Source organism: Amycolatopsis sp. NPDC034160 (genome assembly GCF_055575355.1).
On the sequence record NZ_JBVISU010000007.1, the window covers coordinates 250,209 to 272,394 of the forward strand.

General features: G+C 67.4%; 18 protein-coding genes. 12 read left to right on the forward strand and 6 right to left on the reverse strand.

Annotation, left to right across the window (positions count from 1 at the left end; all coding sequences use genetic code 11):
- Nucleotides 1-29: 29 nt before the first annotated feature.
- On the reverse strand, nt 30-1,211 hold the full coding sequence (locus ACZ54P_RS17545) for an acyl-CoA dehydrogenase family protein (protein ID WP_465462630.1): 1,182 nt from the start codon (nt 1,209-1,211) through the stop codon (nt 30-32).
- A 224-nt stretch (nt 1,212-1,435) separates the two neighbouring features.
- Here ACZ54P_RS17545 and aroF point away from each other — a divergent pair, with 224 nt between their 5' ends.
- Nucleotides 1,436-2,485 (forward strand): 3-deoxy-7-phosphoheptulonate synthase, encoded by a 1,050-nt coding sequence (gene aroF / locus ACZ54P_RS17550; RefSeq protein ID WP_465462564.1) that lies wholly within the window; start codon nt 1,436-1,438, stop codon nt 2,483-2,485.
- 76 nt (nt 2,486-2,561) lie between these two features.
- On the opposite strand, the gene ACZ54P_RS17555 is transcribed toward aroF, so the two are convergent.
- Complete coding sequence (locus ACZ54P_RS17555; protein WP_465462565.1) at nt 2,562-3,782, reverse strand: cytochrome P450 family protein; 1,221 nt, start codon at nt 3,780-3,782, stop codon at nt 2,562-2,564.
- 591 nt (nt 3,783-4,373) lie between these two features.
- Nucleotides 4,374-5,042 carry a winged helix-turn-helix transcriptional regulator gene (locus ACZ54P_RS17560; protein WP_465462566.1) on the reverse strand — a complete coding sequence of 223 codons (669 nt, stop codon included), beginning with the start codon at nt 5,040-5,042 and terminating at the stop codon, nt 4,374-4,376.
- A gap of 105 nt (nt 5,043-5,147) precedes the next feature.
- On the opposite strand from ACZ54P_RS17560, the gene ACZ54P_RS17565 reads away from it, so the two are divergent.
- Complete coding sequence (locus tag ACZ54P_RS17565) at nt 5,148-5,957, forward strand: alpha/beta fold hydrolase (protein WP_465462567.1); 810 nt, start codon at nt 5,148-5,150, stop codon at nt 5,955-5,957.
- Here ACZ54P_RS17565 and ACZ54P_RS17570 read toward each other — a convergent pair.
- Nucleotides 5,936-7,159: an MFS transporter gene (locus ACZ54P_RS17570; protein WP_465462568.1), complete on the reverse strand. Its 1,224-nt coding sequence runs from the start codon at nt 7,157-7,159 to the stop codon at nt 5,936-5,938. The genes ACZ54P_RS17565 and ACZ54P_RS17570 overlap by 22 nt on opposite strands.
- A 405-nt stretch (nt 7,160-7,564) precedes the next feature.
- Between ACZ54P_RS17570 and ACZ54P_RS17575 the strand changes: the two genes are divergently transcribed.
- The 6 genes from ACZ54P_RS17575 to ACZ54P_RS17600 are packed head-to-tail and all read left to right on the forward strand — an operon-like array spanning nt 7,565 to nt 15,344.
- Nucleotides 7,565-9,316 carry an amino acid adenylation domain-containing protein gene (locus ACZ54P_RS17575; protein WP_465462569.1) on the forward strand — a complete coding sequence of 584 codons (1,752 nt, stop codon included), beginning with the start codon at nt 7,565-7,567 and terminating at the stop codon, nt 9,314-9,316.
- Between the two features lie 26 nt (nt 9,317-9,342).
- The gene (gene hppD, locus ACZ54P_RS17580; protein ID WP_465462570.1) at nt 9,343-10,413 is read left to right on the forward strand and encodes a 4-hydroxyphenylpyruvate dioxygenase; all 1,071 of its coding nucleotides are present in this window, start codon (nt 9,343-9,345) and stop codon (nt 10,411-10,413) included.
- Nucleotides 10,414-10,436: 23 nt separating this feature from the next.
- Entirely contained in the window at nt 10,437-11,807 is a 1,371-nt protein-coding gene (locus ACZ54P_RS17585) for a condensation domain-containing protein (RefSeq protein ID WP_465462571.1), read from the forward strand.
- Nucleotides 11,804-13,369, forward strand: coding sequence for a 4-hydroxyphenylacetate 3-hydroxylase family protein (locus tag ACZ54P_RS17590; protein WP_465462572.1), 1,566 nt, complete (start codon nt 11,804-11,806; stop codon nt 13,367-13,369). The genes ACZ54P_RS17585 and ACZ54P_RS17590 overlap by 4 nt, the downstream gene beginning before the upstream one ends.
- A 44-nt stretch (nt 13,370-13,413) precedes the next feature.
- The gene (locus ACZ54P_RS17595; protein ID WP_465462573.1) at nt 13,414-15,033 is read left to right on the forward strand and encodes an MFS transporter; all 1,620 of its coding nucleotides are present in this window, start codon (nt 13,414-13,416) and stop codon (nt 15,031-15,033) included.
- A gap of 23 nt (nt 15,034-15,056) precedes the next feature.
- Complete coding sequence (locus tag ACZ54P_RS17600; protein WP_465462574.1) at nt 15,057-15,344, forward strand: putative quinol monooxygenase; 288 nt, start codon at nt 15,057-15,059, stop codon at nt 15,342-15,344.
- A gap of 60 nt (nt 15,345-15,404) precedes the next feature.
- Here ACZ54P_RS17600 and ACZ54P_RS17605 read toward each other — a convergent pair whose 3' ends face one another.
- A complete protein-coding gene (locus tag ACZ54P_RS17605; RefSeq protein ID WP_465462575.1) occupies nt 15,405-16,091 on the reverse strand; it encodes a DUF899 domain-containing protein in 687 nt (228 codons plus the stop codon).
- 217 nt (nt 16,092-16,308) lie between these two features.
- On the opposite strand from ACZ54P_RS17605, the gene ACZ54P_RS17610 reads away from it, so the two are divergent.
- On the forward strand, nt 16,309-17,229 hold the full coding sequence (locus ACZ54P_RS17610) for a VOC family protein (protein ID WP_465462576.1): 921 nt from the start codon (nt 16,309-16,311) through the stop codon (nt 17,227-17,229).
- Nucleotides 17,230-17,787: 558 nt separating this feature from the next.
- On the opposite strand, the gene ACZ54P_RS17615 is transcribed toward ACZ54P_RS17610, so the two are convergent.
- On the reverse strand, nt 17,788-18,963 hold the full coding sequence (locus ACZ54P_RS17615; RefSeq protein ID WP_465462577.1) for an epoxide hydrolase family protein: 1,176 nt from the start codon (nt 18,961-18,963) through the stop codon (nt 17,788-17,790).
- A gap of 232 nt (nt 18,964-19,195) precedes the next feature.
- Here ACZ54P_RS17615 and ACZ54P_RS17620 point away from each other — a divergent pair, with 232 nt between their 5' ends.
- Genes ACZ54P_RS17620 through ACZ54P_RS17630 form a run of 3 tightly spaced genes read left to right on the forward strand, consistent with a single transcriptional unit; the run spans nt 19,196 to nt 22,177 of the window.
- A complete protein-coding gene (locus tag ACZ54P_RS17620; protein ID WP_465462578.1) occupies nt 19,196-19,978 on the forward strand; it encodes an alpha/beta fold hydrolase in 783 nt (260 codons plus the stop codon).
- Between the two features lie 52 nt (nt 19,979-20,030).
- Nucleotides 20,031-21,416, forward strand: coding sequence for an FAD-dependent oxidoreductase (locus tag ACZ54P_RS17625; RefSeq protein ID WP_465462579.1), 1,386 nt, complete (start codon nt 20,031-20,033; stop codon nt 21,414-21,416).
- Nucleotides 21,413-22,177, forward strand: coding sequence for a tryptophan 2,3-dioxygenase (locus ACZ54P_RS17630; RefSeq protein WP_465462580.1), 765 nt, complete (start codon nt 21,413-21,415; stop codon nt 22,175-22,177). Before ACZ54P_RS17625 ends, ACZ54P_RS17630 begins: the two co-directional genes overlap by 4 nt.
- Nucleotides 22,178-22,186: the final 9 nt, after the last annotated feature.

Below are 22,186 nucleotides of genomic sequence, written 5' to 3' on the forward strand. Positions count from 1 at the left end.
TTCGTGACCGGTCTCGCTGTCGGCGGGTTTCAGATGTAGAGGGTGTTCGGCTCGAGCCCGCACAACACGCGGCCGTACAGCTCGTTGTTGGTGTCGGGGTGCATGAGCGCGTGCAGGTTGACCGCCTGGATGTCACGGGCGATGCGCTGGATCGGGACGTCGGAGAAGATCGACGATCCACCACTGGCGCCGGCGAAGATGTCGATGGCCTCCTTGCTCCGCCGCACCGTCGCACCCATGTCGGCCCGCGCCTGGACCCGCTCTTCGAGCTTCCACTCGGTGCCGTCCGCCGCCTTGCCGTCGACGAGCGACGTCAGCCGTGTCGCGTGGAACTCGGCTTCGTCGAGCTTCAGCGTCGCGTCGGCGACCTGGTGGTGGGTCAGCGGCGCTTCACGCTGACTGTCGTAGGCGGTGTAGGTGATCTTCCGGTTCGGCAAGCGCTTGAGGAACGACTCCTTCGCGGCGCGGCCGAGCCCGATGACACTGCCGACCGACGACGCGGCGGCGACCGGGAGCAGGGGCGCGCGGAAGATCTCCAGCCCGGCGTTGGTCACCGACGAGTACTGGCCCTGCAGGACCGCGGGCAGGCTGATGATCCGCTCCGCCGGAATGAAAAGGTCCTTCGCGACCGTACTGACGCTGCCCGAACCACGCAGGCCGGTCGTGTGCCAGTCGTCGACGATGAGCAGGTCCGTCAACGGGACCACCCCCATGACCGGGTACGGCTCCGCGCCCTCCTCGACGAGGACGGCGATGACGACCTGCCAGTGCGCGTGACGCGCGCCGCTGATGAAGCCCCATTTGCCGTTGACGACCACGCCACCCTCGGTGGGTGCCGCGATCGCCGTCGGGCTCAGCGTCCCGCACACCCGGATGTCGGGCCGGGCGAACACCTCGTCCTGTACCGCGTCCGGGAAGAGGCCGGTCATCCAGCTGGTGATCCAGCTGACCCCGGTCGTCCACGCCGCGGAACCCTCGGCACGGCCGAGCTCCGCGGCCACCTCGACGAGCGTGCGGGTGTCGGCTTCGAAGCCGCCATACCGCTTGGGGACCCGCAGCCGGAACAGGCCGGCCTCGGTGATGGCTTCGATCGTCTCGTCGTGCAGGCGGCGGTTTTCTTCCGTCCACGCCGCGTGCTTCCGGAGTGTGGGCACCAGATCGGTGGCCCGTTGGACGAGCTGTTCGCGAGTCGGGTTCTCGGTGGTCGACACCATTTCCTCCAAGCTGTGGAACCGAGGTTGGCTGGTAGCGGGAGGACACCGGTCCTCGCGTGAACCTGTTCCGACGATCCCAGTACCGCCCCGCGGCCGCGTCTCCCTGATTGCGGCAGCTTTGAGGACGTGGGTCACCGGTTGCCGGAGTCACCATGTTCGTGCCGGAAAGGCCTTACGCCGCACCGGTTTCCGAAATGCCCCGACCAGAGGAGAACGACACCATGGTGATCGTTATGACGCCGGACGCCACCGAAGACGAGGTCGAGGCGATCGTCAGCCAAGTGGAATCCGCCGGTGGCGAGGCCTTCGTCAGCCGCGGGGTGAGCAGGACGATCATCGGGCTGATCGGCGACGTCGACCAGTTCGAGACGCTGAACCTCGCCAGCCGTCCCGGCGTCGCCAAGGTGACGAGGATTTCGGCGAAGTACAAGCTGGTCAGCCGGGAGCACCGGCCGGAGGGCCGGTCGACCGTCGAGGTCGGCGGCGTCCCGATCGGACCGCACACGATGACCCTGATCGCCGGGCCGTGCGCGGTGGAATCGCCGGAGCAGACCCTCGAAGCGGCTGTGATGGCGAAGGACGCCGGGGCGACACTGTTGCGGGGCGGCGCGTTCAAACCGAGGACGTCGCCTTACGCGTTCCAAGGACTCGGGGAACGCGGACTCCGCATCCTGGCCGACGTCCGGGCGGAGACGGGGCTCCCGGTGGTCACCGAGGTCGTCGCGCCGCAAGACGTCGAAATGGTCGCCGAATACGCCGACATGCTGCAGATCGGCACCCGCAACATGCAGAACTTCGCGCTGTTGCAGGCAGCGGGGCGGGCAGGCAAACCGGTACTGCTCAAACGCGGGATGAATTCGACCATCGAAGAATGGCTGATGGCCGCCGAATACATCGCGCAGCGCGGCTGCCTCGACATCGTCCTGTGCGAACGCGGGATCCGCACCTTCGAGACCTCGACCCGCAACACGCTGGACGTCTCCGCGGTGCCGGTGGTCCAGCACCTTTCGCATCTGCCCGTGATGATCGACCCGTCGCATTCCGGCGGTCGCCGTGACCTGGTGCTGCCGCTGAGCCGTGCCGCGATCGCGGTGGGCTCCGACGGGGTTCTCGTGGATGTGCACCCGCGTCCGGAAGAGGCGTTGTGCGACGGGCCGCAAGCCCTGATGACCGAGGATCTGCGGGAACTTTCGGGGGCGATCCACGCGCTGGCCATCCTGATGGACCGGCGGCCGTCGGCATCGCCGCGGCGCTACCTGCGCGCCAGCTGATCCGGCGGGCCGCGGAGCCGTTTCCGGTGTCCCCTCCCGGAAACGGCTCTCGCCGGGTATCTCCCAGCGCGGGGCGTCAGCCGAGGCGGACGGGCAACGTCCGGTGCCCGTTCATGATGAACGTCGGCAGTGGGCGGAGTTCACCGGGTTCGACGGCGAGGGAGAGGCCAGGGAACCGTTCGAACAAAGTGGACAGACCGATCGTCGCGACGGCACGGGCGATTCCCGCGCCGAGGCAGAAGTGCGGACCGTGCCCGAACGAGAGGTGTTCCTTGTTCTCCCTGGTGATGTCGAACTCGCCGGCGGTGTCCCCGTGTACCTCCGGATCCCGCCCGATCGCGCTGTAGTTGACCAGGATCGCGTCACCACGGGGAATCGTGACCCCGTCGAGTTCGATGTCCTCCACCGCGTACCGCAGGGGCAGATGCGCGAGCGGCGACTCGACCCGCAGGGTCTCGTCGATGACCTCGTCCCAGGAAATCTGCCCGCCGGTCACCAGCGCCCGCTGTTCGGGATGGGTGAGCAGTGCGGTGATGGCGTTGTCGAAGAAGTTGATCGTGGTCTCCGAACCGGCACCCAGGATGGCGAAGATGGTGTCGGTCAATTCCTCTTCGGACAGTCGCGAACCGTCCTCGTCCCGCGCGGCGATCAGATCGCTGGTGATGTCTTCGGCTGGCTCTTCCCGTTTGGCCGCGATCAGTTCGGCCATCGCGCCGCGCCAGCCCGCCAGCACCGCCTGCGCCTGTTCGGGGGTGACCGTGGTGTCGACCATCATGTCGATCACCTTGGCGGTCTTCACCCTGGCGTCGTCCGACATCCCGATCAGGTCGGCGACCAGCATCGCGGGCAGCGGGTAGGCGAACCGCTCGCGCAGGTCGACGATCTCCCCGGCGGGGACCGCCTCCAGTGCGGCGACCAGCCCCTGCGTGAGTTCGGCGATCCTCGGCTTGATGGCTTCGGTGCGGCGACGGGTGAACGCGCTTCCGACCAGTTTGCGCAGCCGGACGTGGTTCTTGCCGTACGCGGTCACCATGTTGTCCATCGCGATCCAGCTGATCATTTCCCAGTCCGGCGGGATCTGCCCGTTGATGAAGGCGGGCCAATGGTTCCTGGCGCTCTTGGTGACCCGCGGGTCGGACAGCACACGTTTGATCACCGAATGGCTGTTGAGCGACCACACCACGACCCCACCGGGAAGCTCCACCTGGGTCGCCGGCCCCTGCTTGCGCAGCGCGGCGGCTTCACCGTGGATGTCGGCCCCGGTGACATCTAGTGCGACTGGGCAACGGTTCTCCATGAAAATCTCCCTCGAGGACTCCATCGGCACTGAAAGACGATTCCGGCGGCCGACCGGTTGGACGAGTCAGTTCCGCGGGAAGGAGATCCTCGTGGACTACCTCGCTGCCGTGGATCGTAAGTGACGAAACCCTTGTGTTTGAAGACTTTCAGCGGGCATACGGAGCACTCGGCACGTTCGAAGACTTGTGCCGTGAGGAACGCCCGGCGAGGAGGTGTGAAACCGGTGGCGGTCGCCGGGAAACGCTCACGGGCCGGGCCTGACGCGTGGGGTCGTGAGTGATCTGGGTCGTCCTATTGATGGGTGAGACAAACGTGTCGTGGTGGAGTTGGCGGGAGCGGGCAGCGGCGCGTGAAGGCTCTTCCCTCGACTCAGCCGAGGAAACTCGACCTTCACACCTTGCCCAGTACATGATGGCGGCGGCGGTGGCCGTTCGGTACAGGTGGTCGTGAGTGGCGATTCGGGTTAGAACCCGAATCGCCACTCACGACCACCCTGACCCACCCCTCACCGGAAGCCTCAAAACGCCACGTTTGCCTTACCTCGGCAGAGAAGGAGGCCTTCACGACCTGCAAGCGTGGCGCTCGCGAACTAGCCGGGGAGGCTGGCGGGTTCGGGTACCGGGAAACAGTTCGCGAATTGGGTCACCACCGCGAGGTCGCCTTCCACCGTGACGTCTCCGTCGTCGATGGCGTGCTCGAGCCCGCGGCCTTCGAAGACCACTGCCCGCAACGCCTCCACCGAAGCGGTCACCACCGCGTCCGGCCGGTCCGAAGTGCCGTAGCCGATCTCCAGGACCCCGTCGCCGACGCGGGCGCGCACCGCGTGCTGTCCGAGGTACAGCTGGCAGTTCACTTCGAGGCCGCCCGCCGAGGCCGGATCGAACATCGTGCGCATCGCCAGCACCAGCGAATCGAGGGACAGCGGGGCGCGTGCCGGCATGAGCGGCGACCGGGCCGCCCAGCGGCCGAGTGCCAGCAGGGCGGGTTCGAGCTCGGCGCCCCATTCGGTCAACTCGTACACGGTGGACGCCGCGGGCGGCGGCAGTGTGCGCCGTCGCAGGATGCCGGTCTGCTCCAGTTCGCGCAGCCGCTGGGCGAGCATGGTCGGGCTCGAACCCGGCAAGCCCGCCCGAAGGTCGGTGAAGCGTTTGGGACCCAGCAGCAACTCGCGCACGATCAGCAGCGCCCATCGTGACCCGACCAGGTCGAGCGCGTGCGCGGTGCCGCATCCGTCGAAGTACTCGCGCGTGACCACCACGGTTTCACTATAACCACACCATCGAGTTGCGTCACCGTAGTTGATAGTCAGTTTTCCGTACTTTACGATATGGTTATCTTCGGCACCGACCAAGGGAGAGCGATCGTGAGCACCGTCATTTCGGCGGATGGAACCGCCATAGCCCGCACTCGCATCGGGCAAGGACCGCCGGTCGTACTGGTCGACGGGGCGCTTTGCCACCGCGGAGCCGGCCCGCTCACCGGCGTGGCGGAGGCACTGAGCACGCGGTTCACCGTCACCACCTACGACCGCCGGGGCCGAGGAGAAAGCGACGGCGCCGGGGTCGTCGCCGAGTCCGCATTGGAACGAGAACTCGAGGATCTCGCCGCGGTGATCGCCGACACCGGCGGTCCGGTGGCGTTGTTCGGCATGTCGTCGGGCGGGGCGCTGGCCCTGCGGGCGGCGGCGACCGGGCTGCCGGTGACGGCGGTCGCCGCCTACGAACCGCCCTTCTATCCGAGCGACGACCAGCAGGAAAGCGCGCGGCGCTATTACGACGAACTCCGCGGGCTGATCGCCGCCGACCGCCCCGGCGACGCCGTCGCGTTGTTCCTGGATCGGGTCGGCTCACCGCCGGAGATGGTCGACCAGATGCGGAAGTCCCCGATGTGGTCCGGCTTGGCCGCCGTCGCGCCGACACTGGCCCACGACTCGGCCATCATGCGCGACGCCGACCTCGGCGCGGCCGTTCCCGCCGAGTGTCTGTCCACAGTGGATGTTCCCGCGCTCGTGCTCTACGGCGCCGACAGTCCCGAGTGGATGCTCGACGGCGCACAGGAGGCGGCCAAGGTCCTGCCGCGTGGTGAACAACGGACACTGGACGGCCAGAACCACGACGTTTCCCCGGCCGCGCTCGCTCCCGTCCTCGCCGACTACTTCTCCCGCAACGGCTGACGTCCCGCCTTTTGCCGGTGCGCGACCCTGATCGCGTTGGTGAGCGCCAGCAAGGTCAGCGTGGCGAAGACGCCGATCGTGATGGGGATCAGCGGTCCGGGCGTGCTGCCGGTGATCCCGCCGATCACGATCGGGGAGAGCACGCTGCCCAGCATGCCGCAGCCGAGGATGGCGGCGTTGGTCGACTGTGCCGAGGACGGCGCGACCTTGGCCAGCCAGGCCATCACCATCGGGAGCACCGGGCCGAGCGCGAATCCGGCCAGGCTGTAGCTGAACGGCGCCAAGACCGGTGACGTGGCACTGAAGAGGGCGAGGACGGCGAAAGCCGTGCAGACGAGCACCACGCGCGGCGGTGACATCCGGACGGTCAGCACGGGAATCACGAGACGGCCCAGTGTCGAACCCGCCCAGTAGCCCGCGTCGATCTGGGCGGCTGCGGACACCGAGTACCCGACGCCGACGAGATAGGTGCTCTCCCAAGCGGCGATGCCGGTCTCGGTCGAGGCGTACACGAAGCCGATGGCGGCGAAGGCCACCAGGATGGGGAGGCCGCGACGCAGCCGTCCACTCGGGACGCCGTCGCCCTCCCGCCCGTCCGGGTCGGCCAGCAGGGAAGCACAATCCCTTACCTGCCAGCACAACAGGATGAGCACACCGATCACCGAGAACACGAAGGGCAGGTTCGACGTCCCGACCGTTCCGATCACCAGCGGACCGCCGACCGCGCCGACCCCGAAGACGGCGTTAAGGATGCTCAGCTTGATGGCGCTGCGCTCCCCGAAACCCTTGGCGAAAGCCGTGTTCAGCAACACGACGAGGCCGCCGAACCCGGTACCCGCGATCAGCGCCGTGCCCAGCAGCATCGCCCATGAAGTGGCGAGCCCCATCAGTATCGCGGCACTACCGACGACGAACACCAGCACGGTGATCGACCGGCGCGGCGGCAATCGGCGGGCGGCGATCCCGAAGAGCAGGGTCGACAGCAGCGCACCCCCGTTGAAAATGCTGATGAGTTCGCTTCCCGCGGTCGGACCGAGCTGGTAGACCAACCGCAGCTGCGGCAAGGCCGCGCCGAGGCCGGCGAACAGCGCGCCGAGCAGGACGAACAAGGCGTAAGCCAACAGGGTCCGCCGGAGGCCCGGGCCCGGCGGCCTCGTCGGCGGGGTCGGGCTTGCCTGCGCGTCGATGATCAGATTGCTCACGACCTGGCCTCCTGTGCCGAGTGCGCTCTCGCGTCGATCCACTGAGCCTTTTCATCCGCGGGCAGGCTCACTGCACCGCCCAGCGTCAGCCACCTGCGGAAGTGTCCTTCTCCGAAAGCGCCGACTTCACCGACGACATGAAAAATTCACGTCGACGCGGTGGCTCGATCACTGGCTGTGACCACATCCGGAACAGCACACTGAACGCGTTCGTGTGCGCTGGATGCGTGAGCCGACGAGGAGGCGTGTGCCGATGTCCGGATCCCGGCGATCCCCGGCACGGCCTGACGGCGCGAGCGGCTCGCAACCCAGAAGACGTTCTCCGCCGTGGCCCGGTGAAAGCCTGGAAAAAGCTCCGGTGGTGGGTCTTTCGGTCACCACCCGATTCACGGATTGGAGACTTCGATGACCGTCGCGTCCATCCAGGAGGCCTTCTCGGCCCGCGCACGAGCCCACCCCGACGCCGTCGCGGTGCGGTCCGGCGACACGGCCGTCACCTACGCGGAATTGGACGCACGGGCCGCCCGGCTGGCCGGCAGGCTCCGCGCGCTCGGTGTCACCGCCGAAACCCCGGTGGCCGTGCTGATGGACCGGTCGCCCGACCTCATCGTCGCCCTGCTCGCCGTGCTCAAGGCGGGCGGCGCCTACCTGCCGTTGCACAGCGCCTACCCGCTCGACCGGATGCAGTGGATCATCGACGACATCGGTGCCGGGATCCTGCTCACCGACACGGCGATGAGCGGCGGGGAGCTGCCCGTCACCGACGAGCTCATCGTGGTCGACCGGGAACAGGCGGGAGAGCAGCTCGGCGAAGCCCCGCTTCCCGGCGCGGACGACGACCGGCTGGCCTACGTCATCTACACCTCGGGATCGACGGGCAGGCCGAAGGGTGTCGAAGTCACCCATCGCTCCGTGCTGAGTCTTCTCGGCGATTCCTGCTGGGATTCCTCGGTCCACGGCCGGGTACTGATGGTCGCGCCCTACGCGTTCGGGGTGTCCACCTTCGAGGTCTGGGGGCCGCTGCTGCGCGGCGGTGAGGTCGTGCTCGCCCCGCCGGGGACGTTCGATCTCCAGGCGGTGCGGCGGATCCTCGCCGCGGAGGTCGTCACCTCGGTGCACCTGACCGCGGGGCTTTTCCGTGTGGTGGCCGAAGAAGCACCGGAATCGCTGGCCACGGTCAAGGAGGTCATGACCGGCGGGGACGTCGTCTCGGCCACCGCTGTCCGGCGGGTGCTCGAAGCATGCCCCGGCATCAAGGTGCGGATCATGTACGGCCAGACCGAAACGACGTTGTTCTCCACCTATGCCACCTTCGACGCCCCGGAGGAGGTCACCGGGACGGTCCCGATCGGCCGGCCGATGGACGACACCCGGACCTACGTCCTCGACGGCGACCTGCGGCCCGTTCCCGACGGCGAAATCGGCGAGCTGTACGTGGCGGGCGCCGGAGTGGCGCGCGGCTACGCGGGCCGCCCCGATCTCACCGCCGAACGGTTCCTGGACGATCCGTTCGGCGCGCCGGGCGAGCGTATGTTCCGCACGGGGGACCTGGTCCGCGTCGGCGAGGGCGGCGGACTGGAGTTCTCCGGACGGACCGACAGCCAGGTGAAGATCCGCGGTTTCCGTGTCGAGCTCTCGGAAATCGAGGCCGCGCTCGGCAGGCACGCCGGCGTGGCCCACGCCCTCGTCGTGGGCGCCCGCGAGAACGGCGAGCGCAGGCTGGCCGCCTACGTCGTCCCCGGCGCCGGCGGAGTGGATCTGGCCGAGCTTCGCGCTCACGTCGCCGAGACGTTGCCGGACTACATGGTCCCTTCGTCGTTCCAGGCACTCGACGCGCTGCCCGTGACGGCGAACGGGAAGATCGACCGGGCTGCCCTGCCGGAGCCGATGTTCGGTGCGGACAACGGATACCGCGCCCCGCGGAACCCGGTCGAAGAGACGCTGTGCGGCATCTTCGCCAAAGTGCTCGGCACCGAACGCGTCGGCCTCGACGACAGCTTCTTCGACATCGGCGGCCAGTCCCTGCACGCGGCCCGGCTCGTCCTCCGGATCGAAGGCGAGCTCGGAGTCCGCGTCACGGTCGCGGAACTCTTCGACCTCCCGACGGTCGCGCTGCTCGCCAAACACGTGGCGGAGCTGACGGCCGAAGACCAATGACGGGCAACCACAAGGGGAACAGCCACATGTCCACCTTCGACGACCTGACGGTCGACCACGTAAAGTTCTACACCGCCGACGCGGCCGCCACCGCCGAGTGGCTGGCCGGGGGTTTCGGACTCGCTCCGTACGCGGAGTCCCACACGGACGGCACACGCCTGATCGCGGTCGGCCGGAACGACATCAGGCTGGTCGTCAGCGAACCCCGCACCGACGGTGAGCCCGGCTCGTTCTACCTCGCCCGGCACGGCGACGGGGTCGGGGACATCGCACTCGGTGTCCCCGACGCGGCAGCGGCCTTCGACGACGCCGTCGCCAGAGGGGCGCGTCCGGTGTCCGGAGTCGTCGAAACCGACGGCATCGTCACCGCGACCATCGGCGGGTTCGGCGACCTCACTCATACCTTCGTCCAACGACCCTCCACTGTGGACGCCCGCGTGCTGCCCGGGTTCCGCACGATCGAGGGTGCCGGCGCGGCGGATGTCGATCTCGGCCTGGTCGACCACTTCGCCGTCTGCGTACCCCCGGGGCAGCTGGAGCCGACCGTCGCGTACTACGAACAGGTCCTGGACTTCCGGACGGTCTTCACCGAGAAGATCTCCGTCGGCGCACAGGCCATGAACTCGAAGGTGGTCGAAAGTCGTTCGGGCGCCGTCACCTTCACCGTGATCGAGCCCGACATCAGCCGCGCGCCGGGGCAGATCGACCGGTTCCTCCGCGACCACGGCGGGGCGGGCGTCCAGCACGTGGCGTTCACCGCCACCGACATCGTGCGGGCGGTGGACGCGATCGGCACCAACGGAATCGGCTTCCTCAGCACGCCGGAGTCCTACTACCGCAGGCTGGGCGACCGGCTCTCCCCCATCGGCCACACGATCGACTCGCTGCGACGGCTCTCCATCCTCGTCGACGAGGACCACGACGGCCAGCTGTTCCAGATCTTCGCCAAATCCGTGCATCCGCGCAACACCTTCTTCGTCGAGATCATCGAACGGCTCGGTGCCCAGACCTTCGGCAGCGGGAACATCCAAGCGCTCTACGAGGCCGTGGCCGACCAGGAGTCCGCCGACCGGGCCGTCGGCGAAACCGCCGCGTGACACACCTCGAGGAGGTTCACGAAATGTCCGAAGTGGACGAGACGGCACCGCGCCGCTACCCGCTTTCCCTTACCCAGGAGTTCCTGTGCGGTTTCGACGACAACGTCGAAGCCGACGAGGGACCGTTCGGGCCGCGGTATCACAACGTCCGCGGCTGGCGGCTGCTCGGTTCGATCGACGTCGCCCTGCTCCGTGCGGCGCTCGGTGACGTGGTCAGCCGGCACGAGGCACTGCGTACCGTGATCAACCGGCCGATGAGCGACCGTTACCAGGAGGTGCGTCCGCCGTCGGCCGCCGAACTGGAAGTCGTCGACGTTCCCGGCACCGATTCCGAGCACCGCGTCGAAGAGTTCCTCGGCGTGGTGGAGGCGGGGACGATCTCGGCGAACCGCCCACCGCTGGTGCGGGCGGTGCTGGGCAGGTTGTCCGCCGAGGAGTCCCTGTTCGTGCTGGTCGGGCACCACATCGGCACCGACGGCTGGTCGATGCGGCTGCTCATGCGGGACATCGCCGAGTACTACGGCGCACGGCTCGAAGGGCGCGATTCCCGGCTTCCGCAGGTGCGTCAGTACCGCGAGTTCGCTGTCGCGCAGCGGGAAGCGAGTACGTCGAAGGCACACGAACGTTCGCTCGCGTACTGGCGGGACAAGCTGCGTGACGCGCGTCTGCTCGGCCTTCCCGCGGACGCCGTCGTCACCCCCGGGCCGGACAAGGTGACTTCGACCTACCGGTTCGTGCTGGACCCGGTCTTGACCGAGGCCACCGTACGACTCGCCAGGAGTTCCCGCGCGTCGGCGTTCATGGTGCTGCAAACCGCCTACAACGTCCTTGTCGCGCGCCGGACCTCGGCGACGGACATCGTCGTGCCGACCATCACCTCGGGCAGGCTCGACGAACGATTCGAGGAAACCGTCGGCCCGTTCTTCAACTTCCTGCCGCTGCGAACCGATCTCAGCGGCTGCGAAACCCTGCGCGACGTCCTTCAGCGCACCCGCACCACCTGCATCGAGGCACAGGTGAACGACCTCCCCTTCGCCCATCTCGTCGCGGAGGCCCCGGAGCTGCCGAGCACCTTCGCCACCCCTGGGGTCGCCGTCAGCGCGCTGCAGGTGTTCCAGCACCCGTTCGGCGCCGACGGCGAACTCGGGACCACCGCGAAGTATTCCGAGGTGCGCCACCGGGTCCTCGGTCAGGCGGTCTCCTCCGACATCCCCAACGGAATGCTCTGGACCCTGGACGTCGACGCGGAGCACGGCATCTTCGGCAGCGTGAAGTACGACCGGGAGGAATTCCGGGAAGACACCGTCGCCGGCCTGGTCGAACAGTTCCGCGCGATTCTATCCACTGTGGTCACGGACACCGACGCGCCGCTCGCGGCGGAAGAGGCCCGATGAGTACCGAACCCGCCGCCAACGTCCGCAAGACCCGTCCACTGACCGGCGACGAATACCTCGAAACGCTGCGGGACGGCCGGGAGGTGTTCATCTACGGCGACCGGGTCAAGGACATCACCAAACATCCGGCCTTCGCCAACCCGGCGAGGATGACGGCGCGGCTCTACGACGCGCTGCACGATCCGGAACGCCAGGCGACGCTCACCGCGCCGACCGACACCGGGAGCGACGGGTTCACCCACCGGTTCTTCCGCACTCCGCACAGCGCCGAGGACCTGGTCGCGGACCAGGCCGCGATCGCGGGCTGGGCGAGGATCAGCTACGGCTGGATGACCAGGACCCCCGACTACAAGGCGTCGTTCCTCGGCACACTCGGCGCCAACGCCGACTTCTACGCGCCGTTCACCGACAACGCCCACCGCTGGTACCGGGAAACGCAGGAGAAGGTGCTGTTCTGGAACCACGCCTTCGTGCACCCGCCGGTCGATCGCAGCAAGCCGCCGGACGAGATCGGCGACGTGATCGTGCATGTGGAGAAGGAGACCGACGCGGGAGTCGTGATCAGTGGCGCCAAGGTCGTGGCGACGGCATCGGCGATGACGCACTACAACTTCATCGCGAACCAGGGCATGCCGGTCAAGGACAAGCGGTTCGCGCTCGTCGCGACCGTGCCGATGGACGCGCCGGGCGTGAAACTGATCTGCCGGACCTCCTACGCCGCGACCGCGGCGGTGATGGGCAGTCCCTTCGACTATCCGCTCTCGGCGCGCATGGACGAGAACGACAGCATTCTCGTCTTCGACAAGGTGCTCGTGCCGTGGGAGAACGTGTTCGTCTACGGGAACATCGGCAAGATGCAGATGTTCACCGGCCATTCCGGGTTCAACGAGCGCGCGATGTTCCAGGGGTGCACACGGCTCGCCGTGAAGCTGGAATTCCTGGCGGGACTGCTTTTCGAGGCGTTGGAGCTGACCGGCTCCAAGGACTTCCGCGGCGTGCAGACCAGGCTCGGCGAAGTGCTGGCATGGCGGACGTTGTTCCAAGGTCTGTCCGACGCGGCCGCGCGAAATCCGGTGCCCTGTAAGAACGGCGCCGTCCTGCCGAACCCACAGTACGGAATGGCATACCGCTGGTTCATGCAGATGGGGTACTCCCGCATCAAGGAAATAGTGATGCAGGACGTGGCCAGCGGGCTGATCTACCTCAATTCCAGTGCCGACGACTTCCGCAACCCGGAGATCCGCGGTTATCTCGATCGTTTCGTCCGCGGATCGAACGGGACGGATTCGGTGGCCAGGGTCAAGGTGATGAAGCTGCTCTGGGATGCCATCGGCTCGGAATTCGGGGGCAGGCACGAATTGTACGAGCGCAACTATTCGGGAAACCACGAGAACACCCGGATCGAGCTGATGATGTCGCAGGTCGTCTCGGGGCAGGTCGACGGTTACCGGGACTTCGTCCGCGAATGCCTGGCCGAATACGACCTGGACGGCTGGACCGCTCCCGACCTCTCCTCCTTCGACGAGCTGAGGCGGACGAGCGCCGATTTCCTCCAGCGGTGATCATCTGATCGCCGCCGGGCCGTGCCCCAGAGAAAGGAAGGTTGATGGACGCAACAACAACACCGACGGGCAATGCGCCCGTCTTGGCAGGGCGGAAGGAATGGTTCGGGCTAGTCCTGCTCGCGCTGCCGACCCTGCTGATGTCAGTGGACTTGAGCGTACTGGTGCTCGCGACCCCGCACATCACGGCGGATCTCGCGCCCAGCAGTACCGAGCAGCTGTGGATCTTGGACATCTACGGCTTCCTGCTCGCCGGTTTCCTGCCGACGATGGGCGCGCTGGGTGACCGGATCGGCAGGCGCAAGATCCTGATGTTCGGCGCCGCGGCGTTCGGGATCGCTTCACTGCTGGCGGCGTTCTCGGTCAGCACTGAGATGCTGATCGTGTCCAGGGCGCTGCTGGGCATCGCGGGTGCGACCTTCGCGCCTTCGTCCTTGGCGCTGCTGAGCAACATCTTCCAGCACCCGAAGCAGCGGTCCACGGCCATCGGGATCTGGATGGCCTGTTTCATGGGCGGTTCGGTGCTCGGTCCCATCGTCGGCGGTGTCATGCTGTCGGGCTTCTGGTGGGGTTCGGTCTTCCTCCTCGCCGTGCCGGTGGTCCTGCTCGTGCTCCTCGCCGGCGGCGCGGTGCTGCCGGAGTTCAAGGCACCGGGCGGGCGGAAGGTCGACCTCGGCAGTGTCCTGCTCTCGCTGCTCGCGATCCTGCCGCTCATCTACGGCATCACCGAAGTGGCCCGCGAAGGCTGGAAGCCGCTGCTGGTCGGCTCGATGGTCGTCGGCCTGATCTTCGGCGCGCTGTTCATCGCACGGCAGAAGAGGCTCGCCGACCCGATGATCGATCTCGGCCTGTTCTCCCACCGGGTGTTCCGCTCGTCGTTCATCCTGAGCCTCGGCGGCGGTGCCATCCAGGGTGGCGGGCTGCTGATGGTGAGTCTCTACCTGCAGACCGTGGTCGGGCTCACCCCGCTGGCCGCCGGTCTTTGGCTGGTACCGACCGGATTCGCCATGGTGGTCGCCATCATGCTGGGCAGCGGCATCGGACGGCAGGTCCGGCCCGCCTACGTGATGAGTGTCGGCCTGGTGGTCGCGGCCATCGGCTACGGCCTGCTCACGCAGGTTTCGGCCACCGGTGGCCTGACGCTCACCGTGATCGGGTTCGCGCTCGCGATGGCGGGTATCGGGCCGGGCACCGCGCTCGGCTACGAACTGATGATGGGCAACACGCCGCCGGAGAAGATCGGCGCGGCGTCGGCGTCCATGGAGATGGGTGGGCAATTCGGTGTGGCGGCGGGTATCGCGCTGTTCGGCACCGTCGGTACCGCCGTGTACAGCAGCCAGGTCGAGGTGCCGCCCGGCGCCGACGCGGCGCGGGAAAGCGTCAGCAACGCCCTCGCCGTCGCGCCGGGACTCGGTGAACCCGCCGGTTCGCAATTGCTCGAATCGGCGAGGAGCGCGTTCACCAGTGGGTTGAACGTGGTCGCGATCGTCGGCGCGGTTTTGTTCGCGCTTTTGGCTACCCTGTGCATCAAGTCGTTCCGGCAGATCCCGCCGCTCTCCCACCAAAGCCCCGGTGGCGACGGGCAGGGTGGCGCGCCGGAAACGGAAGAAACAGCCACCGGAGAAGGCGCCGAGGCCGGGACGTCCGTTCTGGCCAAGGACTGAAAGTTCGACGAAAGGGACAGGAAATGATCATCGTCGCGGGATACTTCCAGATCGACGCGGCCGACCGGGACAAATACGTGCAGCTGCACCAGGACGTCATCTCGCGTGCCCGGAAGTTCGACGGCTGTCTCGACTTCGCCATCACGGCGGACGCGGTGGATCCGGGCCGGGTGAACCTGTTCGAGCGCTGGGAATCCGACGAGGTGCTCAACTCGTGGCGCCAGGTCGCCAACCCGCCGGAGCAGTTCACCGAGATCCAGGGTGGTGACCTGGCGAAGTTCGAGATCGCCAGCGTCGGCTCGCCTTACTGAGCGACCCACGACGAAAGGGCCGTACCCGGCAGCCATCCGGGTACGGCCCTTTCGGCTTTCTCAGCCGGCGGCGTGTTCGCACACGCCGCACCGGTCCGCGTTTTCGTAACGGTCGTGGTGCCGGACCCACTCCTGGGTGAACCCGAGCCCCTCCTCCTGCCTGCCGAGCGGCGTCAGGTCGAGGTAGTTGTAGGTCGTGTTCAGCAGATCGCTGCCGCGGCCGTGGGTCGAATACGCGTACTGGATCGTGTCGCCCTCACGAACGAAGGCGCTGATTCCGGGAGGCTGCACGCCGGCCCCGAGTGAAACGTGGAAGTCCTGGTAGAAATCCGAGCCGAGTGACGAGACCCAGGGCACCGTCCACCCCATGCGTTCCTTGAACGGCTGGATTTTCTCCAGCGGCGCCGGGCAGTCGATCACCAGCGTGGTGTCACGGGCGTGCAGATGCGCGAGGTGCCCGATGTTGTCGATCCAGAAGGAGCAGCTCGGACAGAACTCTTCACTGGGTCCCAGCATCATGAAGTGGTAGACGATGAGTTGCCGCCTGCCTTCGAAAAGGTCGGTGAACGAGAGTTCACCTCGCTCCGGATCATGGAACGTGTAATTCTTCTCGACCAAGATACGCGGCAGCGACCGGCGCTGGGCGTTGATCTCGTCACGCGCCTTGGTCAGTTCTTTTTCCTTGGCGAGGAAGGCGGTGCGAGCTGCTGTCCATTCTTCTCGCGAGACGATTTCGGGGACGGTCACTGCAACATCCTCACTCTCGGCGAACCATGCCTGTGTTTTCATTCGATGCTAGCTCGACGGAGAGCCGTTCCCCTACTCCGTGTTTGCCGGAAAAGGCGGCACCGGCCTGCTTATCCTGGATTGTCACACCTGCCGCGGACGCACTGTGGCAGGCGTTCACTCCGGTATTCTGATCAGTGGACAACCGCCGGGCCCGTAGCCGAAAGGGAGCTGTCGCGTGACACTGCACAGGCTGGGATCGGTCACCATCGGAGTGCCCAATCTCGCGGAGACCTCCGCCTATTACGACGACTTCGGCCTGACCCGCGGGGAAGACGGCTGGTACTCCACTGTGGACGGTGGCCGTCAGCTGCGGCTGGTGTCGTCGAAATTCCGGCGGCTGGCCGGGATGACCGTCTCCGTCGACGACGAGGACGACCTCGGCCGGGCCGAGGCGAATCTGGCACGGATCGGCGCGGCCCACCGTCGCGCGCCGGGCAGCCTCATCGGCACCGATCCGGCCACCGGCACCGAGGTGACCCTGAAGATCGAGCCGCGGATCCGCCAGGCGGCGGGCGAACCGACGCCGTACAACGCCAACGGGCGGATCGAACGACCGGGGACAAGGGCGCCCGGTGTGCTGCGTGACGACCAGGTGCGGCCGAAGCGGCTCGGGCACGTCGTCCTCGGCTCGACCGATTTCGCGATCTCGCAGAAGTTCTTCGTCGAAGGCATCGGGTTCAAGGTCAGTGACCTGATCCGGAACGCGGGCGCGTTCCTGAGGTGCACGACCGAACACCACAACCTGCTGCTCCTGCGTTCCCCCGTGACCTATCTGCACCACACCGGCTGGCAGGTCGACGACGTCGACGAGGTCGGCCGCGGTGCGACGTCGATGCTCGAGAACCACCCGGAGCGGCATGTGTGGGGCCTCGGCCGTCACCACGTCGGGTCCAACTTCTTCTGGTACCTCAAGGACCCCGCCGGCAACTTCAGCGAGTACTACAGCGACACGGATTGCATCCTCGACGACGAGCTGTGGAAGCCCGAGGTGTTCGAGGGCGCGCTGAGCTTCTTCAGCTGGGGCACTCCCCCGCCTCCGTCGTTCCTCGCGCCGGAGGACCTCGCCGCGCTCATGATGGGCGCGGAAGACGCCTGAGCGGGTCGACTTGCCCTGGGACGGCTCGGTGCTGCGAATAGGGGAGCCGTCCCGATTCTGGGCGCCGATCAGGCTTGAGTGTCCACATGGGACACCTCCGGCTCGAGTGCTCCCGCCGGTGTGATCCCTGGTGACACTGGGACGGCCGTGACGCCAAGCTCCGGTCGGGGACCATCGGCGTCCGACCCCCGTGTCGCGAAAGCCACTTTCGGGACACCAGACGTCGCGAAAGTGGCTTTCGCGACACGCCACGTTCGCCTTACCCCTCAAAAGAACGCTCATGACCCCCTCGCCAAACCGCGCAAAGCACTTTAACCGGGCGCCATACCTTCGATACGTGTCCCTTATGGACAGTCAAGGGCGGGCCGTGTCTCTTGAGCGAGCCCGCTCCCGCCAGTCTGTCCCGCTACGTCAGTGGCACCGACCAGCAGTTATACGACTTCGCCGGGGCCCGGGCGGAGCGGGGCGAGGTAGTGACGGTGAAGGAATCGGGACGGTGAGTGTCCCGATTCCCTCACCGTCGATCCCGGCAGCCGCTGAACCGCGACCGACAACGGCTCAAGCCGCCCGCCGGCTCTCCCCCGCCCGGAGTTTCGCGGTGAACGCGCGCAGATCGGACACGAGCAGCCCGGGTTGCTCCAGCGCCGCGAAATGCCCGCCGCGGTCATGCTCGGTCCAGTGCGTGATGCTGGGGACATCGCGTTCCGCGAGACGGCGTACCGGCACGAAGATGTCGCGCGGGAACACCGCGACGCCGACCGGCACCGGTACCGGTGGCGGCGCCACGCCGCTCGCCGCCTGGCGAACGGCGTCCGCGCCCTCGTAGTAGAACTGTGCGGACGAGCCCGCCGTGGCCGTCAGCCAGTACAGCGTCACCCCGGTCAGGATGTGGTCCCTGGAGACCGCGTCTTCGGGGAGTTCCGCCGAATCGGTCCACTCCCGGTACTTCTCGACGATCCAAGCCAGCTGGCCGACGGGCGAGTCGGTGAGCGCGTAGGCGATCGTCTGCGGCCGTGTCGCCTGGACCTTCATGTAGCCCGAGAGTTCGGTGTCGAACCGGCCGAGCCCGGCCAGTCGCGCCCCGTCGGTTTCGCTGATTCCCTCGAGTTCCGAGGGATCGCCCGACGGGAAGGTCATCAGCATGTTCACGTGCACGCCGAGTACGTGCTCGGGATCCAGCATGCCCAGCACCAGCGAAATCGGGGACCCGGCGTCACCGCCTTGCGCAACATAGCGGTCGTATCCGAGGCGTGCCATGAGTTCCCGCCAGGCGCCGGCGATCCTCGGCACGTCCCAGCCCGGCTGGCGCAGCGTGGAGAACCCGTAGCCGGGAATGGACGGGATGACCACGTGATAGGCGATCGAAGGGTCCAGTCCGTGCGCGCGAGGGTCGGTCAGCGGCCCGATGACGTCGAGGAATTCGGCGAACGAACCCGGCCAGCCGTGCGTCAGCACGAGCGGCGTCGCGTCCGCTTCGGGCGAGCGGACGTGCAGGAAATGCACGTCCTCGCCATCGATTTCGGTGACGAACTGGGGAAACGCGTTGATTCTCGCTTCCACCGCGCGCCAGTCGAATTCCTCCGCCCAGTATCGCGCCAGCTCGCGCAGGTAGCCGAGCGGGACACCGCGATCCCAGCCGACGCCGGGAAGTTCGTCGGGCCATCGGGTCTGCCCGATCCGGCGACGCAGGTCCGCCAGGTCGGCCTCCGGCACTGCGAGGCGGAAGGGCTTCATGACTACTCCGATCATCGAAAAGGACAAGGCTCCCCCGGCGAGCACGCTAACTCCCCGGATCCGCCGAATACGTCTCCTTCGCTGCGGGCAGGGAAGGAAAACCACCAAGCAGTCGGGAAGAAGTATCCGTATGGGCAGTCGTGTGACGATTTCCATCACCGGGATGAGAAACGCCGGTGGCGCGGTCGCTTGGCGACGGCGCCGGAGGAGAAATCGACCCTGTGGGAGAGCCATGGACAAGGTATTTTCGCGCGACGGCACCGCGATCTCGGTCCAGCGGGTCGGTGCCGGCCACCCCGTGATCCTGCTCGGCGGCGCGCTCTGTGATCACTGGGCCACCGCGGAACTGGCGGAGCTGCTGTCCCCGCATTACGAGGTCTTCAACGTGAATCGCCGCGGCCGTGGGGAAAGTGGCGACACCGGCCCGTACGCGGTCGAGCGCGAATGGGAAGACCTCGAAGCGGTCATCGCCGAGGCCGGTGGCCAGGCCCACGTGTTCGCCCACTGCACCGCCGCCGTGCTGGCCTTCGACGTCGCGTTGCGCGGCAACGGGATCACGAAACTCGTCGCGTACGAACCGCCGTACATCCTGGAAGGCTCGCGCGACCGCCTCGACGAGAAGTACCGGTCCGACCTCGCGGAGTACGTCCGCAACGATCAGCTCGGCGACGCGGTCAAGCACTTCATGATCAACGCGGTCGGGTTCAAACCGGATTCGGTCGGCCGCATCGAAAAATCCGAGGCATGGTCGCATCTGGTGGGCTTGGCGCACACCCTGCCCTACGACGGCGAGATCATCGGCGACTGTCACGTGCCCGACCGGATCTCGAAGATCACCGTGCCGACGCTGGGGGTCACCGGCGCGAAAAGCCCGCAATGGCAACGTGATTCGGTCGCCGAGGTGGTGTCGCGGATCCCCGGGGCGAACGCGCTGACCTTGCCCGACAGCGACCACAACCTGGTCGCCGCCGCCGTTGCCCCGTCGGTGATCGAATTCTTCGGCACGGACGACTGAGTTCGGCCTTCCGGCCACTGATCGAATCAGAGACGAAGACAGGGAGGCCCTGGTGGGCAAGCAAGTGGGAGAGCGCGCGGTCGTTCTCGGTGGCAGTATGGCCGGCCTGCTGGCCGCACGGGTCCTGTCGGAGTCCTACGCGGACGTCGTCATCGTCGATCGGGACGAACTGCACGGTCTGCGGACGGCGCGCCGCGGTGTGCCACAGGGCAGGCATGTGCACGGTCTGCTCGCCAGGGGACAGCAGATTCTCGACGAGCTGTTCGACGGGTTCACCGACGCCGCCGTCGCCGCCGGTGTCCCCACCGGGGATCTCGGGGAACTCCGCTGGTATTTCAACGGCAGGCGGCTTTCGCCGGCGCACACCGGGTTGGTCTGCGTGTCGGCCGCGCGTCCGGTGCTGGAAGGTCTCGTCCGCGACCGGGTGGAGGCGCTCGCCAACGTCCGGCTGCTGGGTGACCACACGGTGCTCGGGCCGATCCTGTCCGGCGACCGGTCCCGGGTCGAGGGCGTGGAGGTCCGTGACGGCGCCTCCGGCGAAGACCTGCGGCTGACGGCCGATCTGGTGGTCGACGCGACCGGACGCGGCTCGCGAACGCCCGCGTGGCTCACCGAACTGGGTCGCGCCGCGCCGGAAGAGGACCGCGTCAAAATCGATCTGACCTACACGACGCGGGTTTACCGGCTGCCGGAAGGCGGGCCGCTCGGGGACGACCTGTCGATCAACCCCGTGTCCACTCCGTCGCATCCGCGAGGCGCCTTCCTCTCCCGGATCGAGGGAGGCAAGTTCATGGTCTCCCTCACCGGCGTGCTCGGTGACAGCGCGCCCACCGACGACGCCGGCTTCCTGGCGTTCGCGAAGTCGCTCGAAGTTCCCGACGTGTACGACGTCATCAAGGACGCTGAACCGCTCAGCGACCCGGTCGCCTTCCGGTACCCGGCGAGTGTGCGCCGTCACTACGAACGGCTGACCGGGTTCCCGGAAGGTCTGCTCGTGGTCGGCGACGCCGTGTGCAGTTTCAACCCCGTCTACGGGCAGGGCATGACCGTCGCCGCGCTCGAAGCGCTGACCCTGCGGGAACACTTGCGCGAAGGGAAAGCACCGGAAGCACTGGCGTTCTTCAAGGACATCTCCGCCGTCATCGACGTGCCGTGGCAGATTTCCGCGTCGGGCGATCTGAGTTTCCCCGGTGTCGCCGGAAAACGCCCCGCCCAGGTCCGGATCGCCAACGCCTACATGGGACGCGTGCAGCGCGCGGCGACCAGGGACGGCCGGGTCACCGGCACCTTCATGCGGATCGCCGGGCTGGTGGACCCACCGACGAACCTGATGAAGCCCGCCATGATGTTGCGGGTGCTGAGGCAGTCCCGGCAGGTTCCGGCCCCGGCGCCCACACCCCCTCCAGCGGTGGTGACGCCGGAGAGGCACGCGGCATGAGCACGGCCGACGAAGCAGCACATACCGCGTACCGCGACTATCTCGCCCTCGACGAATTGCTGGAGCTTCAACAGCCCAACACCGGCGAACACGACGAGCTGCTCTTCGTCATCGTGCACCAGGTGCACGAGCTCTGGTTCAAGCAGCTGCTGCACGAGTTCACCGAGCTGGGCCGGGCGTTCGGGGACGGCGAAGTAGGGGCGGCTCTGCGGACCATCGGCCGCCTCCTCGCCATCGTGCGGGTGATGCTCCGGCAGATCGACGTCCTCGACACCCTCACCCCCGGTCAGTTCGCCCGGTTCCGGGACGACCTCGGTGGAAGCGGCTTCTACTCCGCGCAGTTCCGCGAGATCGAAGTGATCCTCGGAAGACGCGACCCCGGCGTGCTCGACCGGTTCCCGGCGGGCACGGCGGACCGGGACCGGCTGCTCGCCGCGCTGGCCCGGCCGTCCTTGTTCGACTCGTTCACCGTCTACCTCACCGCGCACGGTTTTCCCGTGCTCCCGGGCGAATCCCCCGAAACCGCGGCGCCGACGATCGCGAAGGCCTACCGCGAGGACGGCGTGGTGGCGCAGGTGTGCGAGCGGATGGTCGACCTCGACCAGACCTTCACCGAATGGCGCTACCGGCATTCGATGATGGCGCAGCGCATCATCGGCGACAAGACCGGGACCGGCGGTTCGAGCGGCGCGGCGTATCTGCGGCGTGCGGTGTTCACGCCGTTGTTCCCCGCGTTGTGGGAGGTGCGGAACATCACCTGACCCGCGGTG

What these genes read in the sequence shown, in the direction of transcription:
- aroF (WP_465462564.1), top strand. Translation starts at nt 1,436, where the DNA reads ATGGTGATCGTTATGACGCCGGACGCCACCGAAGACGAGGTCGAGGCG.
- ACZ54P_RS17555 (WP_465462565.1), bottom strand. Translation starts at nt 3,782, where the DNA reads ATGGAGAACCGTTGCCCAGTCGCACTAGATGTCACCGGGGCCGACATC.
- ACZ54P_RS17575 (WP_465462569.1), top strand. Translation starts at nt 7,565, where the DNA reads ATGACCGTCGCGTCCATCCAGGAGGCCTTCTCGGCCCGCGCACGAGCC.
- hppD (WP_465462570.1), top strand. Translation starts at nt 9,343, where the DNA reads ATGTCCACCTTCGACGACCTGACGGTCGACCACGTAAAGTTCTACACC.
- ACZ54P_RS17585 (WP_465462571.1), top strand. Translation starts at nt 10,437, where the DNA reads ATGTCCGAAGTGGACGAGACGGCACCGCGCCGCTACCCGCTTTCCCTT.
- ACZ54P_RS17590 (WP_465462572.1), top strand. Translation starts at nt 11,804, where the DNA reads ATGAGTACCGAACCCGCCGCCAACGTCCGCAAGACCCGTCCACTGACC.
- ACZ54P_RS17595 (WP_465462573.1), top strand. Translation starts at nt 13,414, where the DNA reads ATGGACGCAACAACAACACCGACGGGCAATGCGCCCGTCTTGGCAGGG.
- ACZ54P_RS17600 (WP_465462574.1), top strand. Translation starts at nt 15,057, where the DNA reads ATGATCATCGTCGCGGGATACTTCCAGATCGACGCGGCCGACCGGGAC.
- ACZ54P_RS17615 (WP_465462577.1), bottom strand. Translation starts at nt 18,963, where the DNA reads ATGAAGCCCTTCCGCCTCGCAGTGCCGGAGGCCGACCTGGCGGACCTG.
- ACZ54P_RS17620 (WP_465462578.1), top strand. Translation starts at nt 19,196, where the DNA reads ATGGACAAGGTATTTTCGCGCGACGGCACCGCGATCTCGGTCCAGCGG.
- ACZ54P_RS17630 (WP_465462580.1), top strand. Translation starts at nt 21,413, where the DNA reads ATGAGCACGGCCGACGAAGCAGCACATACCGCGTACCGCGACTATCTC.